This is a genomic window from Leifsonia sp. GW821-FHT13C05, from assembly GCF_058806515.1.
This window is the reverse complement of record NZ_JBXAPT010000003.1, coordinates 330,594-346,118: the sequence shown is the minus strand read 5'-3', so window position 1 is coordinate 346,118 and position 15,525 is coordinate 330,594. Positions and strand designations below refer to the sequence as shown.

At 69.1% G+C, this 15,525-nt stretch carries 15 protein-coding genes; 2 read left to right on the top strand and 13 right to left on the bottom strand.

The genetic code is table 11. The features are described from left to right. Positions 1-2: 2 nt before the first annotated feature. The 9 genes from AC1ROC_RS11990 to AC1ROC_RS11950 all read right to left on the bottom strand — a co-directional run bounded on the left by AC1ROC_RS11990 (position 3) and on the right by AC1ROC_RS11950 (position 11,046). Complete coding sequence (locus AC1ROC_RS11990; protein ID WP_493000355.1) at positions 3-1,199, bottom strand: argininosuccinate synthase; 1,197 nt, start codon at positions 1,197-1,199, stop codon at positions 3-5. Positions 1,200-1,243: 44 nt separating this feature from the next. Further along, entirely contained in the window at positions 1,244-2,173 is a 930-nt protein-coding gene (gene argF / locus AC1ROC_RS11985) for an ornithine carbamoyltransferase (protein WP_493000353.1), read from the bottom strand. Continuing rightward, positions 2,170-3,384, bottom strand: coding sequence for an acetylornithine transaminase (locus AC1ROC_RS11980; protein WP_493000351.1), 1,215 nt, complete (start codon positions 3,382-3,384; stop codon positions 2,170-2,172). The genes argF and AC1ROC_RS11980 overlap by 4 nt, the downstream gene beginning before the upstream one ends. After that, positions 3,381-4,316: an acetylglutamate kinase gene (gene argB, locus AC1ROC_RS11975; RefSeq protein WP_168688937.1), complete on the bottom strand. Its 936-nt coding sequence runs from the start codon at positions 4,314-4,316 to the stop codon at positions 3,381-3,383. The genes AC1ROC_RS11980 and argB overlap by 4 nt, the downstream gene beginning before the upstream one ends. Position 4,317: 1 nt before the next feature. Next, a complete protein-coding gene (gene argJ, locus AC1ROC_RS11970) occupies positions 4,318-5,490 on the bottom strand; it encodes a bifunctional glutamate N-acetyltransferase/amino-acid acetyltransferase ArgJ (protein ID WP_493000349.1) in 1,173 nt (390 codons plus the stop codon). After that, positions 5,487-6,530, bottom strand: coding sequence for an N-acetyl-gamma-glutamyl-phosphate reductase (argC, locus tag AC1ROC_RS11965; RefSeq protein ID WP_493000347.1), 1,044 nt, complete (start codon positions 6,528-6,530; stop codon positions 5,487-5,489). Before argC ends, argJ begins: the two co-directional genes overlap by 4 nt. Before the next feature lie 230 nt (positions 6,531-6,760). Beyond that, complete coding sequence (gene pheT / locus AC1ROC_RS11960; RefSeq protein WP_493000345.1) at positions 6,761-9,304, bottom strand: phenylalanine--tRNA ligase subunit beta; 2,544 nt, start codon at positions 9,302-9,304, stop codon at positions 6,761-6,763. Next, positions 9,304-10,344, bottom strand: a complete 1,041-nt coding sequence (gene pheS, locus AC1ROC_RS11955; RefSeq protein WP_085370002.1) for a phenylalanine--tRNA ligase subunit alpha — start codon at positions 10,342-10,344, stop codon at positions 9,304-9,306. Before pheS ends, pheT begins: the two co-directional genes overlap by 1 nt. A 24-nt stretch (positions 10,345-10,368) precedes the next feature. Continuing rightward, a complete protein-coding gene (locus AC1ROC_RS11950; RefSeq protein ID WP_168688932.1) occupies positions 10,369-11,046 on the bottom strand; it encodes a TetR/AcrR family transcriptional regulator in 678 nt (225 codons plus the stop codon). Positions 11,047-11,118: 72 nt separating this feature from the next. Here AC1ROC_RS11950 and AC1ROC_RS11945 point away from each other — a divergent pair, with 72 nt between their 5' ends. Continuing rightward, complete coding sequence (locus AC1ROC_RS11945) at positions 11,119-12,633, top strand: MFS transporter (RefSeq protein ID WP_493000342.1); 1,515 nt, start codon at positions 11,119-11,121, stop codon at positions 12,631-12,633. An 87-nt stretch (positions 12,634-12,720) separates the two neighbouring features. Here AC1ROC_RS11945 and AC1ROC_RS11940 read toward each other — a convergent pair whose 3' ends face one another. From AC1ROC_RS11940 to infC, 4 genes are all read right to left on the bottom strand, one after another. Then, positions 12,721-13,536, bottom strand: coding sequence for a TrmH family RNA methyltransferase (locus AC1ROC_RS11940; RefSeq protein ID WP_168688930.1), 816 nt, complete (start codon positions 13,534-13,536; stop codon positions 12,721-12,723). 86 nt (positions 13,537-13,622) lie between these two features. Next, the gene (gene rplT / locus AC1ROC_RS11935; protein WP_055891081.1) at positions 13,623-14,009 is read right to left on the bottom strand and encodes a 50S ribosomal protein L20; all 387 of its coding nucleotides are present in this window, start codon (positions 14,007-14,009) and stop codon (positions 13,623-13,625) included. A gap of 33 nt (positions 14,010-14,042) precedes the next feature. After that, complete coding sequence (rpmI, locus tag AC1ROC_RS11930) at positions 14,043-14,237, bottom strand: 50S ribosomal protein L35 (protein WP_055891076.1); 195 nt, start codon at positions 14,235-14,237, stop codon at positions 14,043-14,045. Further along, positions 14,237-14,893, bottom strand: a complete 657-nt coding sequence (gene infC / locus AC1ROC_RS11925; RefSeq protein WP_085369999.1) for a translation initiation factor IF-3 — start codon at positions 14,891-14,893, stop codon at positions 14,237-14,239. Before infC ends, rpmI begins: the two co-directional genes overlap by 1 nt. Before the next feature lie 268 nt (positions 14,894-15,161). Between infC and AC1ROC_RS11920 the strand changes: the two genes are divergently transcribed. After that, entirely contained in the window at positions 15,162-15,524 is a 363-nt protein-coding gene (locus tag AC1ROC_RS11920; RefSeq protein ID WP_085369998.1) for a DUF1844 domain-containing protein, read from the top strand. Position 15,525 lies beyond the last annotated feature (1 nt).

Genomic DNA, 15,525 nt, shown 5'->3' with positions numbered 1-15,525 from the left:
CCTTACTGGGCCTGGTCGCGACGAGCCGAGATCTTGCTCGGCAGCGACCACAGCTCGATGAAGCCCTTGGCGAGCGACTGGTCGAACGTGTCGCCGGTGTCGTACGTGGCGAGGTTGAAGTCGTACAGGCTGGTGTCGCTGCGGCGGCCGGTGACGACCGCGGATCCCGCGTGCAGCTTCAGGCGGATGTCGCCGTTGACGTACTTCTGCGTCTCGTCGATGAACACGTCCAGGGCGCGCTTCAGGCCGGAGAACCAGAGGCCGTCGTAGACGAGCTCCGACCACTTGGCCTCGACGGTCCGCTTGTAGCGGGCGACGTCGCGCTCGACGGTCATGTTCTCGAGCTCCTCGTGGGCGGCGATCAGCGCGATGCCGGCCGGCGACTCGTAGACCTCGCGGCTCTTGATGCCGACGAGGCGGTCCTCGACGATGTCGATGCGGCCGACACCCTGACCACCGGCGACGGTGTTCATCAGCTGGACGGCCTCCAGCGGGGTGACCGGCTTGCCGTCGATGGCCACGGGGATGCCCTCGCGGAACGAGATGACGACCTCGACGGGGTCGCGGGTCACGGCCGGGTCCTGCGTGTAGGTGTACAGGTCTTCGATCGGGGCGTTCCACGGGTCTTCGAGGAAGCCGGTCTCGACGGCGCGGCCCCACACGTTCTGGTCGATGGAGTACGGCGACTTCTTCGACTGCTCGATCGGGAGGTTGTGCTCGGCCGCGTACACGATGACCTTGTCGCGGGTGAGCGCGAAGTCGCGGACGGGGGCCAGCGAGGTCAGCTCGGGGGCGAGCGCTGCGACGGCGGCCTCGAACCGGACCTGGTCGTTGCCCTTGCCCGTGCAGCCGTGGGCCACGCTGTCCGCGCCGAGTGCCTTCGCAGTCTGCGCGAGGTGCTTGGCGATCACCGGGCGGCTGAGCGCGGAGACCAGCGGGTAGCGCTTCTGGTACAGGGCGTTGGCCTTGAGCGCCGGCATGATGTAGTCGTCGGCGAACTCGTCCTTCGCATCCACGACCACGGACTCGACGGCACCGCAGTCGAGCGCGCGCTGACGGATGGCCTCCATGTCCTCTCCGCCCTGTCCGACGTCGACCGCCAGGGCCACGACCTCTTTACCGGTCGCGTCCTTCAGCCAGCCGATGCCGACCGAGGTGTCGAGACCGCCCGAGTACGCGAGAACAACACGTTCCGCCATGATTCTCCTTCAGTTTTGTTTCGTAAAGATTCTAGGGAGTGCCGCTATGCGGCGTTCTTCGCGAGCAGCCAGACCAGCAGGGCCTTCTGGGCGTGCAGGCGGTTCTCCGCCTCGTCCCAGATGACCGACTGGGGGCCGTCGATGACGTCGGCCGTGACCTCGTAGCCACGATCGGCGGGAAGACAGTGCATGAACAGCGCATCCGGCCGGGCGAGCGCCATCAGGTCGGAGTCGACGCGGTAGCCGCCGAAGACGGCGATGCGCTCCGCCTTCTCGTCCTCCTTGCCCATCGACACCCAGGTGTCCGTGATCATCACGTCCGAGCCGGCGGCCGCCTCGCGCGGGTCGGCGAACAGGGTGACGGACCCTCCGGTCTGCTCCGCGATGGCCTCCGCGTCGGCGACGACCGCTGCGCTCGGGGCGTAGTCGGCCGGGGAGGCGACGCGCACGTGCATCCCGGCTGTGACGCCGCCGAGCAGGTAGGACTGGCCCATGTTGCTCGCGCCGTCGCCGAAGAAGGTCAGGGTGAGCCCGGCGAGCGATCCGCGCTTCTCCCTGATCGTCAGGAGGTCGGCGAGGATCTGGCACGGGTGGAAATCGTCGGAGAGGGCGTTGACGACGGGGACCGTCGTTCCCTTCGCCATCTCCTCCAGGCCGGACTGCGCGTATGTCCGCCAGACGATCGCGGACACCATGCGCTCCAGCACGCGAGCCGTGTCGGACGGGGTCTCCTTGCCGCCGAGCTGGCTGTTGGCCGTCGAGATGATCAGCGGGCTGCCGCCGAGGTCGGCGATGCCGACGGCGAACGAGACGCGCGTGCGGGTCGACGACTTGTCGAAGATCACGGCGACCGTCTGCGGACCGGCGAGCGGCTTGGTGCCGAAGCGGTCCTGCTTCAGCTGCACGGCGAGATCCAGGATCTCGGCCTGCTCGGAGGGGCTGATGTCGTCGTCGCGCAGAAAATGCCTGGTCATGATTTCTTTCCGGTGGTGGGGATGGAGGCGAGGGCTCGGCCGAATCGCTCGCGGAACTCCGCCAGCTCGTCGTCGCCGACGATCAGCGGCGGGGCCAGCCGGATGCTCGACTCGTTGGGGGCGTTGATGATGAGCCCGTTGGCGAGCGCGGCATCGGAGAGCCGGTGCGCTTCCCCCTCTGTCAGGCCGATGCCGACGAGGAGGCCCTGGCCGCGCACGTCGCCGATGAGCGGGGAGTCGTAGCCGCGGATGATCGCCCGCAGCTCTTCCCCGCGGCGCTCGGCGTTGCCGACCAGGTCGGAGCGCTCGATCTCGCCGAGCACGGCGTTGCCCGCCGCGGTCGCGAGCGGGTTGCCGCCGAAGGTCGAGCCGTGCTGGCCCTGCGAGAACAGCTCGGACGCCCAGCCGAAGGTGACCAGAGCGCCGATCGGGACGCCGCCCGCGATGCCCTTGGCGACCGTCACAGCGTCCGGCAGGATGCCGGCGTGCTCGTAGGCGAACCAGCGTCCCGTGCGGCCGACACCGGTCTGGATCTCGTCGATGATGAGCAGCACCCCGTGTTGCTCCGTCAGCTCGCGCGCCCGCTTCAGGAAGCCGTCCGGCAGGTCGAGCACGCCGGCCTCGCCCTTGATGGGCTCGACGAACAGCGCGGCGACGCGGTCGTCGATGGCTGCTTCGAGCGCCTCGATCGTGGTGTCGATGTGCTCGACCCCGGCGGGCAGCGGCTCGAACGCCTCGCGCATCGGCGGCTTGCCGGTGAGTGCCAGCGACCCCATCGTGCGGCCGTGGAACGCGTTGTTCAGCGCGAGCACGCGGGTGCGGTGACCTCCGGACCTGTTGAGCCTGGCCAGCTTGAAGGCCGCCTCGTTCGCCTCAGCTCCCGAGTTGCAGAAGTACACGCGCCCGGCGTCGCCCGCCCCGGTGATCCTGGTGAGCCGCTCGGTCAGCTCCAGCTGCGGCGGGGTGGCGAAGTAGTTGGAGACGTGCGCGAGCGTCGCGATCTGGCGGGAGACCGCATCCACCAGCACGGGATGCGCGTGGCCGAGCGAGTTGACCGCGATCCCCGCGAGGAAGTCGAGGTACTCGTTGCCGTCCACGTCCCAGACGCGGCAGCCCTCTCCGCGCGCCAGCATCAGCTTGGGCGTGGCGAGCGTGCGCATCATGGTGTGGCCGAAACGGTCGGTCCAGCCGGTCGTCGTGCTGGTGCTCACGATGGCACCACCTCCGTTCCGATCCCCGATTGGGTGAAGACTTCGAGCAGGATCGAGTGCGGGATGCGCCCGTCGATGATCGCGGCCTTCGCGACGCCGCCGTCGACGGCGTCGAGGCAGGCGGACATCTTCGGGATCATGCCGGACTCGAGCGTCGGCAGCAGTTCGCGCAGCTCGCCGGCGTCGATCTTGGACAGCAGCGAGTCACGGTTCGGCCAGTCGCTGTACAGCCCGGCGACGTCGGTCAGGATGACGAGCTTCGCCGCCCCGAGAGCGACGGCGAGGGCCGCGGCCGCCGCATCCGCGTTGACGTTGAGCGAGTGCCCTGGGTCGTCGATGTCCGGCGCGATCGAGGACACGACCGGGATGCGCCCGGCGTCCAGCTGCGCGTGCACGGCCTCCGGGTTCACGCCGATCACGTCGCCGACCAGCCCGAGGTCCACCTCGACGCCGTCGACGACGGTTCCGCGCTTGCGCCCCTGGAACAGCCCGGCGTCCTCACCGGAGATGCCGGCGGCGAGCGGACCGTGCTTGTTGATGTTGCTGACGAGGTCGCGGTTGATCTGGCCGGTGAGGACCATGCGCACCACATCCATCGCCTCCGGTGTCGTCACCCGGTACCCGCCGCGGAACTCGGACTCGATGCCGAGCCTGTCCAGCATCGCGGAGATCTGCGGGCCGCCACCGTGCACCACGACCGGCCGGATGCCCGCGTAGCGCAGGTAGACCATGTCCTCGGCGAACGCCTGCTGCAGCTCCTCGCTGACCATCGCGTTGCCACCGAACTTGACCACGATGATCTGGTCGTGGAACCGCTTCAGCCAGGGAAGCGACTCGATCAGCGTCTCGGCCTTGGCCGAGGCGCTCCTGCGCTCCTCCGCCTCTGCCGCGTCGGTCTCTGCTCTCGTGTCGAGCGTGCTGTCGTCTGTCATCTCAGCTCGCGTACGCACTGTTCTCGTGCACGTAGTCGTGCGTGAGATCGTTGGTCAGGATGGTCGCCGTCTCGCCCCCGGCGTGCAGGTCGATCAGGATGTGCACGGCGCGCGGCGTCAGGTCGACCAGCTCGCGCGGCTGGTCCGGCTCCCCCGCCGTGCAGATCTGGATGCCATTGATCGCGACGTCGATGCCGTACGGATCGAACACCGCATCGGTCGTGCCGACCGCTGCGAGCACCCTGCCCCAGTTGGGATCGTTGCCGAAGATGGCCGCCTTGAACAGGTTGCTGCGGGAGACGGCGCGGCCGACGGTCACGGCGTCGTCCTCGCTCGCCGCGTTGACGACCTCGATGGCGATGTCGTGGGATGCGCCCTCCGCGTCGGCCTGCAGCTGCTCGGCCAGATCGCGGCACACCGCAGTGAGCGCCGCGGCGAACTGCGCCTCGTCCGCTGCGACGCCGCTCGCGCCGGAGCCGAGCAGGGCGACGGTGTCGTTGGTGGACATGCAGCCGTCGGAGTCGAGCCGGTCGAAGGTGACCCTGGTCGCGGCCCGGAGCGCCGCATCCAGCTGGGCGGAGTCGAGGACGGCGTCGGTGGTGATGACGACGAGCATGGTCGCGAGGCCGGGCGCGAGCATCCCCGCTCCCTTGGCCATGCCGCCGACCGTCCAGCCCGCCGGGGAGCGGTGCTCCGCCTGTTTGGGCTTGGTGTCCGTCGTCATGATCGCCTCGGCGGCGGCGAGTCCGGCATCCGCGCCCAGGCCCGTTCCCTCGGCGAGGGCTGCCGCGGCGTCTGTGACGCCCGCCGTGAGCTTGCCGAGGTCGAGCTGGTCGCCGATCAGGCCGGTCGAGCAGACGAGCACGTCTCCGGCGGAGACGCCGAGCCGTTCGCCGACCGCCTCAGCGGTGGCGTGGGTGGTCTGGAAGCCCTGGGCACCGGTGTAGCAGTTGGCTCCGCCCGAGTTGAGGACGATGGCGGAGACCACGCCGTCCGCGATGACCTGCCTGCTCCAGATGACCGGGTTGGCCTGACACCTGTTGGTCGTGAACACCGTGGCCGCCGCGCTGAGCGGGCCGAGGTTCTGCACGATCGCGAGGTCGCGCTTGCCGCTGGCCTTGAGGCCGGCTGCGACCCCCGCCGCTGCGAATCCGGATGCTGCTGTGACGCTCACGGTGCCACTCCGTTCACGGTCAGGCCGGCGGTCTCGTCGAGACCGAGGGCGATATTGGCGGACTGGATGGCGGCGCCGGCCGTCCCCTTGTAGAGATTGTCGAGAGCGAGGACCGTGACGACGCGGCCCGCCGCCTCGTCGACGGCCACGGCGATCAGAGCGGTGTTCGCGCCGAGCACGTCGGCGGTGCGCGGCACCGTGCCGGCCGGGAGCACCTGCACGAACGTCTCGCCCGCATAGGCGGACTCCCACGCGCTCTGCACCTGATCGGCCGTCACGCCGGGCTTCAGCCGGGCGGTGGAGGTGGCCAGGATGCCCCGCGACATCGGAACGAGCACCGGGGTGAACGAGACCGTGGGGTTAGCGGCCCCCGCCTTGCGGAGGTTCTGCTGGATCTCCGGGATGTGGCGGTGGGTCCCGCCGACAGCGTACGGGTTGGCCGAGCCCAGGATCTCGCTGGCCAGGTACATCGTCTTGAGGCTCTTGCCTGCGCCGGACGGGCCGACGGCGAGGACGGCGACGATGTCCTCCTCCTCGATCAGCCCGGCGGCGATGCCGGGGGCGAGCGCGAGGGAGACGGCGCTGGCGTTGCACCCGGGTGCCGCGATGCGCTTGGCTCCGGCCAGCGCATCCCGCTGCTTGCCGTCGCCGACGGGCAGCTCGGGCACACCGTACGCCCAGGAGCCGAAGTACTCGCCGCCGTAGAACGCGGCCCACGACTCCGGGCTCTCCAGCCGGTGGTCGGCGCCGCAGTCGACGACGAGCGTCTCCTCCGGCAGCAGCGAGGCGATCTCGCCGGACTTGCCGTGCGGAAGGGCGAGGAAGACCACGTCATGACCGGAGAGGTTCTCCACGGTCGACTCGACCAGGGTCAGGTGGCTGAGGGAACGGAGGTGGGGCTGGTGCGAGACGAGCGGCTGCCCGGCGTTCTGATGCGCCGTGACGGTGCGGACCTCGAAGTCTGGATGACCGGCGAGGATCCGCAGGAGCTCTCCGCCCGCGTAACCGGATGCTCCGGCGACGGCTACCGAGAAAGTCATGCTTCTACCTTATTGAGTGGACGACAGGGGGCCTCGACGAAGGCGGCACCCACGAGTCCCTCGGAAAGGGTCGCGCCAGCGCCGCCTAGATTCGGCGGTCGCGCAGGCGTCGGCGCATGGCGCGGGCGGCGGAAGCCGAGCGCGTGTCCTCGATGCACCGAACGAAAAGCATGCGCCAACCCTATCGTCACGCCCCACCCCCGCACCAAATCGGGCACGGGGATGGTCGATCAGTCGCGGATGTGCGCTCCGAACAGCTCCTCGGCGCGCGCCGCTCCCGCGAGCTTGGCCTCGCTGGCCTCCGCCGCGGTGAGCGTGCGGTCGTCCGCGCGGAACCGCAGCGCGAACGTCAGGCTCTTGTGCCCGGCGGGCAGGCCGTGGCCGCGGTAGTCGTCCACCAACCGGATGTGCTCCAGCAGCGCCCCAGCACCCTCCTGCACCGCACGCTTGACGTCGCCGGCCGGAACCTCCTGGCGCACGACGAGCGAGAGGTCCTGGGTGGCGGCGGGGAAACCGGAGATCGTCCCGGCGACGATGTCGGCGGGCGCGACCGCGATCAGCGCATCCAGGTCGAGCTCGAACACCGCGACGACGCGCGGCAGGTCGAGCTCCTCCGCCAGCGCCGGCAGCAGTTCGCCCGCGTAGCCGACGGGCACCTCGACGCCGTCTGCTCCCCGGGCGATCAGCTGCGCCGTGCGGCCGGGGTGCATCGCCTGGTGCGTGCTCTGCACGGGGTCCACCTCGATGCCGAGCGCCGCAGCGGTCTGCGCCACCATCGTGAGCGCGTCGGCGACACCGGCGGCGATCGCCTCCTGACCTGGCTGCTTCTGCACGGGATGCCCGAGCACCAGCCCGGCGAGGTGCCTCGGCTGCGCCGGGATGCCGGCGTTGAGCCCGGCGAGCACGTCGTCGGACGGCAGAGCGGCGCCGAGCGGAAGCGTCTCGCTCCCGAGGCCGTCGCCGGACGGACGGAAGACGGTGCCCAGCTCGTAGATGCTCAGGTCGACCAGGCCGCGGGCGAGGTTGCGCTTGGCCGCGTCGACCAGGCCGGGGAGCAGGGCCGTTCGCAGGTACGGCGCCGTCGCGTCCAGGGCGTTCGCCAGCTTGACGGCAGGGACGCCGCCCGCCTCCGGCGAGCCGAAGAGGTCGTTCGCCTTCTCGCTCACGAACGGGAACGCCAGGATCTCGGTGGCGCCGTTGTCCGCGAGGGTCTGCGCGACCGCGCGGCGCAGCTTCTGCTCGCGGGTGAGGCCGCGGCCGGGAGGCGCGACGGGCAGCTCCGACGGGATGCGGTCGTAGCCGACGATGCGCGCCACCTCCTCCGCGAGGTCGGACTTGTCGCGCAGGTCCGGACGCCAGGTCGGAGGGACGACCACGAGGTCGCCGTCAGACTCGGAGACCGCTCCGCCGATCTCGGCGAGCGCGCCGCGCACCTCGTCGTCGGTGAACTCGACGCCGATGAGGGAGGCGATGTATGTGCGGGGAAGGCGGATCGCCTCCGGAGCCTCCGCCGCATCCAGCACGGAGCCGAGCGCGTCGGCGTGGCCGCCGGCGAGCTGCTCGAGCAGCTGAACGACACGTCCGGCGGCAGCGACGGCGACGCGCGGGTCGACGCCGCGCTCGAAGCGCTTGGACGCCTCGCTCGGCAGCTTGTGCCTGCGGGCGGTGCGCGCGATCGACACCGGGTCGAAGTTCGCGGCCTCGATCAGGACGTTCGAGGTCTCTGCGCCGATCTCGGTGGATGCGCCGCCCATCACACCGGCGAGGCCGATGGGACCGGAGTCGTCCGTGATGACGAGGTCTTCCGCATCCAGCGTCCTGGTCTGGTCGTCCAGGGTCACCAGGGTCTCCCCCTGGTGCGCCCGGCGCACGACGATGCCTCCGCGCAGCTTGTCCAGGTCGTAGCCGTGGATGGGCTGGCCGAGCTCGAGCATCACGTAGTTGGTGATGTCGACCACGAGCGAGATGGAGCGGATGCCGGCCAGCTTGAGCCTGGCGATCATCCACGCGGGCGTCGGACGGGAGCCGTCGACGTCGCGGACGACGCGGGTGACGAACACCGTCGCCCCCGAGCGGCCGCGGATCGGCGCCCTGTCGTCGATCGCGACGCTGAAGCCGTGCGCGTGCGCACCGGCCGGCAGGATGCCCGCCGCGTCGGCGGGGTCGCGGAACGCCGCACCGGTGGCGTGCGAGTACTCGCGGGCGATGCCGCGGATCGAGAACGCGTATCCGCGGTCGGGGGTCACGTTGACCTCGACGGCGGTGTCGTCCAGGCCGAGCAGGGCGATCGCGTCCGCTCCCACCTCGGGGTCGAGCCCGAGGGTGGAGAGGCGCAGGATGCCGTCGTGCTCGTCGCCGAGGCCCAGCTCGCGGGCGGAGGCGATCATGCCGTCGGAGACATGGCCGTACGTCTTGCGGGCGGCGATCGGGAACGGCCCGGGCAGGACGGAGCCCGGCAGGGTCACCACGACCTTGTCGCCGGGGAAGAAGTTGCCGGCGCCGCAGACGATGCCGTGCACGGCGTCTCCGCCGTCCGCGGCCTTCTCACCCTCCGGCGCGACGCGCACCTGGCACCACCGGATGGTCTTGCCGTTGCTCTGCGGCTCCTCGACGAAGTCGAGCACCTCGCCGACCACGACGGGTCCGGAGATCTCGAACGAGTGGATCTCCTCCTCTTCGAGACCGACGGAGACGAGAGCCGCGTGGACCTCCTCGGGGGTCGTACCCGGCTCGAGGTCGACGTACTCGCCGAGCCAACTCAGGGGGACGCGCATCAGACCACCATTCCGAACTGCTGAGAGAACCGGACATCGCCCTCGGCCATGTCACGCATGTCTTTGACGTCGTTGCGGAACATCAGCGCCCGCTCGACGCCCATCCCGAACGCGAAGCCCGAGTACACCTCCGGGTCGATCCCCGCCGAGCGGAGCACGTTGGGGTTGACCATGCCGCAGCCGCCCCACTCGATCCAGCGCGCCCCGCCCTTGAAGGTGGGGTGCCAGAGGTCGAGCTCGGCGCTCGGCTCGGTGAACGGGAAGTAGTTGGGGCGCAGCCGCACCTTCGCCTCGTCGCCGAACAGCGTCTTGACGAAGTGGTCGAGGGTGCCGCGCAGGTGCGCCATCGTGAGGCCCTTGTCGACCGCGATGCCCTCCGTCTGGTGGAACACCGGAAGGTGGGTCGCGTCGAACTCGTCCGTGCGGAACACCCGGCCGGGTGCGATGCGGTAGACGGGCAGCTCGTTGCCGAGGAGGGCACGCAGCTGCACCGGCGACGTGTGGGTGCGCATCACGAGGTGCGCGTTCGTCGGCTCGACGAAGAAGGTGTCCTGCATCGCACGCGCCGGGTGGTCCTCATCGAAGTTGAGGGCGTCGAAGTTGTACCACTCGCTCTCCAGCTCCGGGCCTTCCGCGACCTCCCAGCCCATGCCGACGAAGACGTCGGCGATGCGCTCCTGCAGCAGCGAGAGCGGGTGACGGGCGCCCGGGGTCCAGCGCGAGGGGAGGGCGGTGACGTCGAGCGCCTCCGCCGCGAGACGAGCCTCGTTCTCCTCGCGCTCGATCTGGGCCTCCTTGGCCGCGAACGCCTGGTTGACCGTTCCCCTCGCCTGGCCGACCAGCTTGCCGGCGGAGGCCTTCTGGTCGTTGGGCACGGAGCGGATGGCGGCGTTCAGGCGCGCGAGCGGCGAGCCCTCGGCCGTGTGCTCTGCGCGCACGACCTTGAGTGCAGCCGAGTCGGCCGCGGCGTCGATCGCCGCGATGGCCGACGCGACCGCCGCCTCGACGGCGGCTTCGGAGATTTCGGAGGATTCAGACACGAGACCCAAGTTTAGTGGGCAGCGCTAGCCGGCACTCCCCTGGTGCGCGCCCAGGCCGACCGCCGGCAGCAGCACGCCGTCGATCAGCGAGATGAGGAACTCCCTGTCCACCGGCTTGTGCAGGATGAGGGTGCGGTACGAGGCCATCGACGGCGTCACGAGCGCGAGCGTCTCGATGTCGCAGTCCGCGGAGATCTCGCCGCGCTCGATCGCCCTGCGCATGAAGAACCGGTTGACGGACGCGCGGGGCTCGACGATCGCCGCGTTGACCGCCTCCGCCAGGTCGGGGTCCTGCGCGAGCATCGAGATGAGCCCGGCCATCACGCGCAGCTTCCTCTCCGCGTCTTCGAGGCTGTGCGGCTTGATCATCGCGATCATGTCGCCGCGGAGCGTCCCGGTGTCCGGCAGCGCATCCTGGTCGACGTCGATCTTCTTCATGCACGCGACGGCCTCGATCACCAGTTCGGCCTTGGACCCCCAGCGCCGGTAGACCGTGGCCTTCCCCGCCTTGGCGCGGGAGGCGACCATGTCCATCGTCATGCGTTCGTACCCGGTCTCGGCCAGGACGTCGAGGGCGGCGGCGAGGATTTCGGGGTCGCGCGTGTGGTCGCGTTTGCGACCCAGCTTCGCGGGCGCCGTCCGCGTTTCGTCAACGGTGTCGAGCTGCGTCATTGCGGCTTCCTTCGTGTTGTGGCTGTCCATCCAGACCATTGTAAGGTTAATTTTAGAACTTGGTAGATCCGGAACTGCTTAGTTTCGTATATAGTGACCTCCATGTCGCAGAATCCCCCTCCCGTTTCGACCCGCCGCTGGTGGACGCTCGTCACCGTCGCCCTCGCGCAACTCATGGTCGTCCTCGACTCCACGGTCGTGAACATCGCCCTCCCGTCGGCACAGGCCGACCTCGGTTTCAGCAACGCCGACCGCCAGTGGATCGTCACCGCATACTCCCTCGCCTTCGGCAGCCTGCTGCTGTTCGGCGGAAGGCTCTCCGACCTCATCGGCCGCAAACGCGCCTTCATCATCGGCCTCATCGGCTTCGCGGGGGCATCCGCCCTCGGCGGGGCCGCCGGCAGCTTCGGGATGCTCGTGGGCGCCAGGGCACTGCAGGGCGCGTTCGGCGCACTGCTCGCCCCCACCGCCCTCGCCGTGCTCACCACCACGTTCACCATCCCCAAGGAGCGTGCCCGCGCGTTCGGCATCTTCGGAGCCATCGCCGGAGCAGGCGGCGCGGTCGGCCTGCTGCTCGGCGGCTTCCTCACCGAGCAGTTCGACTGGCGCTGGAACCTCTACATCAACGTCGTCATCGCCATCGTGGCGATCGTCGGCGCGACCATCTTCGTCAGCAGCGTCGCCCGCTCCGGCCCGCGGCCGAAGCTCGACGTGCCGGGCACGATCCTCGTCTCCGGCGCGCTGTTCAGCCTCGTCTACGGGTTCTCCAACGCGGAGACGGACGGCTGGGACTCCCCGCAGAGCTGGGGGCTGCTCGCCGCATCCGGTGTGCTGCTGATCGCGTTCGTGCTCTGGCAGCGCAGGGCGGCGCATCCCTTGCTTCCGCTGTCGATCGTGCTCGACCGCAACCGCGGAGCCTCGTACTCGTCCATCCTGATCGCTGGGGCGGGGATGTTCGGCATCTTCCTGTTCGTCACCTACTACCTGCAGACCACGCTGAAGTTCAGCCCCATCCAGACCGGCCTCGGCTTCCTGCCGATGATCGTGATGCTGGTGATCGCCGCCCAGCTGTCGACCAACATCTTCGTGCCCAGGTTCGGGCCGAAGGTGATGGTGCCGATCGGCATGACCATCGCCGCGATCGGCATGGTCTACCTGACCCACCTCGGCGTCACGGCCAACTACGCGACCGACGTGCTGCCCGCCCTGATGATCCTCGGAACCGGCATGGGCTCGATCATGCCCGCGGCGATCCAGACCGCGACCCTCGGCGTCGACCGGCACTTCGCCGGGGTCGCCTCCGCGATGGTGAACACCAGCCAGCAGGTCGGCGGATCCATCGGCACTGCACTGCTCAACACGCTCGCGGCAACCGCGGCGACCGACTACATCGCCTCGCACCTGCCTCCCACCCCGTCGGTGGCGGCGGAGGCCGCCGTGCACAGCTACGCGACCGCGTACTGGTGGGGCGCAGCGTTCTTCGTGTTCGGCGCGATCCTGTCCGCTCTGCTCTACCGCCGCCGCGGAGACGGGGCATCGCTCGGCAACCCGGGCGGCACGGCGGGGGCGGCAGCGGCGGACGCACCGGAGCCGACCGAGCCGGTCGTCGCGCACTGAGGTTCTGACTCACTGACGCACTGACGCACGAACGCCCTGCGTGGATATCCACGCAGGGCGTTCGTGCGTCCCTGGCCGGGACGACGCTCAGTCCGTCACAGCGGCCGAGCGCTGCGCGAACGCGGACTCGTAGAGGCACACGCTCGCGGCGGTCGCCAGGTTCATCGACTCCGCCTTGCCGTAGATCGGCACGGTGACGACGCGGTCGACCAGGGGAAGCAGCTCGTCGGCGAGGCCGTGCGCCTCGTTGCCGAACACCCACGCAGTCGGGCGGGCGAGCTGCCCGTCCGTGCGCGCGGCGAGAAGGTCTTCGCCCTTGATGTCGGCGGCGAGCACCTGCAGTCCGGCGCTGTGGGCGCGCTGAACCACATCGTCCAGAGTGGCGCCGACGGCGACGGGGACGTGGAAGAGCGAGCCGGTGGTCGAGCGGACCACCTTCGGGTTGTAGAGGTCGACGGTGCGGCCGGTGAGCACGACAGCGTCTGCTCCGGCGGAGTCGGCGGCGCGGATGATCGTGCCGGCGTTGCCGGGGTCGCGGACTTCCTCCAGGACCGCGACCAGGCGCGGCTCGTCCCGGAAGATGTCCTTCACCGAGGTGGGGAACTGGCGGCACACCGCCACGAAGCCCTGCGGGGTGACCGTGTCGGCCATCGCATCCAGCACCTGTTCGGTGACGAACTCGACGTCGACACCCGCGTCCACGGCGGTCTGGCCGATGTCGCTGTACCGTTCGAGCGCCGTCGGCGTCGCGTACAGCTCGACCACGAGCTCCGGACGGAACGACAGAGCCTCGGCGACGGCCTGCGGCCCTTCGAGGAGGAACAGGCCGGTCTCAGCCCTGGCGGCACGCTTCGCTAGTTTGGCGACGGCCCGAACGCGCGGTGAGCGCGGGTTGTCAAGCATGTCCCCAGCTTAGAGGGATGCGCCCGCACAACGAGAGAACCCGGCCGACACGATGGTCGACCGGGTTCTGACGTGGTGGGTGCGAGTTACGCAGCAGCCTTCGGCGCCGAGGTGTCGGCGGGGAGAGCCTTCTTGGCGGTCTGCACGAGAGCCGCGAAGGTGGCGGGCTCGTTGACGGCCAGCTCGGCGAGGATGCGACGGTCGACCTCGACACCCGCGAGACCCAGGCCCTGGATCAGACGGTTGTACGTGAGACCGTTCGCGCGGCTCGCGGCGTTGATGCGCTGGATCCACAGGCGGCGGAAGTCGCCCTTGCGCGCACGGCGGTCACGGTAGCTGTAGACCAGCGAGTGAGTGACCTGCTCCTTGGCCTTGCGGTAGAGGCGCGAACGCTGTCCGCGGTAGCCCTCGGCACGCTCGAGGATGACCCGACGCTTCTTGTGAGCGTTGACCGCCCTTTTTACTCTTGCCATGTCTTCTTTACTTCCTTAAAAAGTCGGGTGGGGTTACTTGCCGAGCATGCGGCGGATGACCTTGGCATCCACCTCGGGAACGACCTGCTCCTGGTTGAGGCGACGCTTGCGGTCGCTGGACTTGACCTCCAGGTTGTGGCGCATCCCGGCCTGCTGCTTCATGACCTTGCCGCTTCCGGTGATCTTGAAACGCTTCTTGGCCCCGGAGTGGGTCTTCTGCTTGGGCATTATTTCTCCTCGTTCGTCGCCTCGGCGGGCGAACTCTCTTCGGACTGAGCAGAGTCGTCTGCGTCAGCAACCGCCTCGGTGTCGCGGCCCTGGGCCCGCGCTTTCGTGGCGGCACGTTGTGCGTTGGCCTCGGCCTTGGCCTCTGACTTGTTCTTCAGAGGGCCGATGACCATGACCATGTTTCGACCGTCGATGGTCGGGTTGGATTCGACCGAGCCGAACTCGGCCACATCTTCTGCGAAACGCTGGAGAAGACGAACACCCTGGTCTGGGCGCGACTGCTCGCGACCCCGGAACAGGATCATCGCCTTCACCTTGTCGCCGGCCTTCAGGAAGCCTTCGGCGCGCTTGCGCTTCGTCTCGTAGTCGTGCTTGTCGATCTTGAGGCGGAAACGCACCTCTTTGAGGATGGTGTTCGCCTGGTTGCGCCGGGCCTCCTTGGCCTTCTGCGCAGCCTCGTACTTGAACTTGCCGTAGTCCATGATCTTCGCGACAGGCGGCTTGGAGTTGGGAGCAACCTCAACCAGATCCAGGTCTGCTTCCTGCGCGAGTCGGAGGGCGACCTCGATTTTGACGACGCCGACCTGCTCACCGCTGGGGCCGACAAGTCGAACTTCGGGGACGCGGATACGGTCATTGGTACGGGGATCGCTGATGCTTTTCTCCTCTGATCAAGCGATACTTCGCGGCCGCGATCTCGTCGGGTGACGACACCGGCGAAAGAGGATTTTCCACGCACCAACGCATTCCCGCGATTTCTCGCAGGCCTGGTACAGCACCCTGACTACCCCCGCGCTTGCGCGCGTTGGCGGAGTGCAACAACCCGGTAACCTAATAAAGCGGTCAAGCGCGGGTGGGAGGAATCTCCACTTTCGTACCGAGACAGATGTCCCGGAGCCCGAACGATTCTAACAGAGGAAAGCAGTGAGCGACACACCCCACGTCTTCGACGACACCGATGACGTCAGCGCGGCCACCCGCGACATCTCCGAAGTGCCCGCCGTGGAGGTCATCACGACCACCGCCGTGCACCTGATGAGCGCCGCGGCGGTCAAGTGCGGTCTGGCAGACGACCCGGATGCGCAGACCGACCTCGACGAGGCCCGCAAGCTCATCGACGCCCTCGCCGGCCTGGTCACCGCGAGCGCGGCGCACCTCGGCGACCAGCACGCCCGCAGCCTCCGCGACGGCCTGCGCTCCCTGCAGCTCGCGTTCCGCGAGGCCTCCCCCATCCCGGACGAATTGGGCAAGGGGCCGGGCGAGAAGTACACCGGCCCGGTCAACTAGC

Excerpts from the sequence above, each read along its gene's own strand:
- AC1ROC_RS11990 (WP_493000355.1), bottom strand. The coding sequence starts at position 1,199 with ATGGCGGAACGTGTTGTTCTCGCGTACTCGGGCGGTCTCGACACCTCG.
- argF (WP_493000353.1), bottom strand. The coding sequence starts at position 2,173 with ATGACCAGGCATTTTCTGCGCGACGACGACATCAGCCCCTCCGAGCAG.
- argB (WP_168688937.1), bottom strand. The coding sequence starts at position 4,316 with ATGACAGACGACAGCACGCTCGACACGAGAGCAGAGACCGACGCGGCA.
- argC (WP_493000347.1), bottom strand. The coding sequence starts at position 6,530 with ATGACTTTCTCGGTAGCCGTCGCCGGAGCATCCGGTTACGCGGGCGGA.
- pheT (WP_493000345.1), bottom strand. The coding sequence starts at position 9,304 with ATGCGCGTCCCCCTGAGTTGGCTCGGCGAGTACGTCGACCTCGAGCCG.
- AC1ROC_RS11950 (WP_168688932.1), bottom strand. The coding sequence starts at position 11,046 with ATGGACAGCCACAACACGAAGGAAGCCGCAATGACGCAGCTCGACACC.
- AC1ROC_RS11945 (WP_493000342.1), top strand. The coding sequence starts at position 11,119 with ATGTCGCAGAATCCCCCTCCCGTTTCGACCCGCCGCTGGTGGACGCTC.
- AC1ROC_RS11940 (WP_168688930.1), bottom strand. The coding sequence starts at position 13,536 with ATGCTTGACAACCCGCGCTCACCGCGCGTTCGGGCCGTCGCCAAACTA.
- rplT (WP_055891081.1), bottom strand. The coding sequence starts at position 14,009 with ATGGCAAGAGTAAAAAGGGCGGTCAACGCTCACAAGAAGCGTCGGGTC.
- rpmI (WP_055891076.1), bottom strand. The coding sequence starts at position 14,237 with ATGCCCAAGCAGAAGACCCACTCCGGGGCCAAGAAGCGTTTCAAGATC.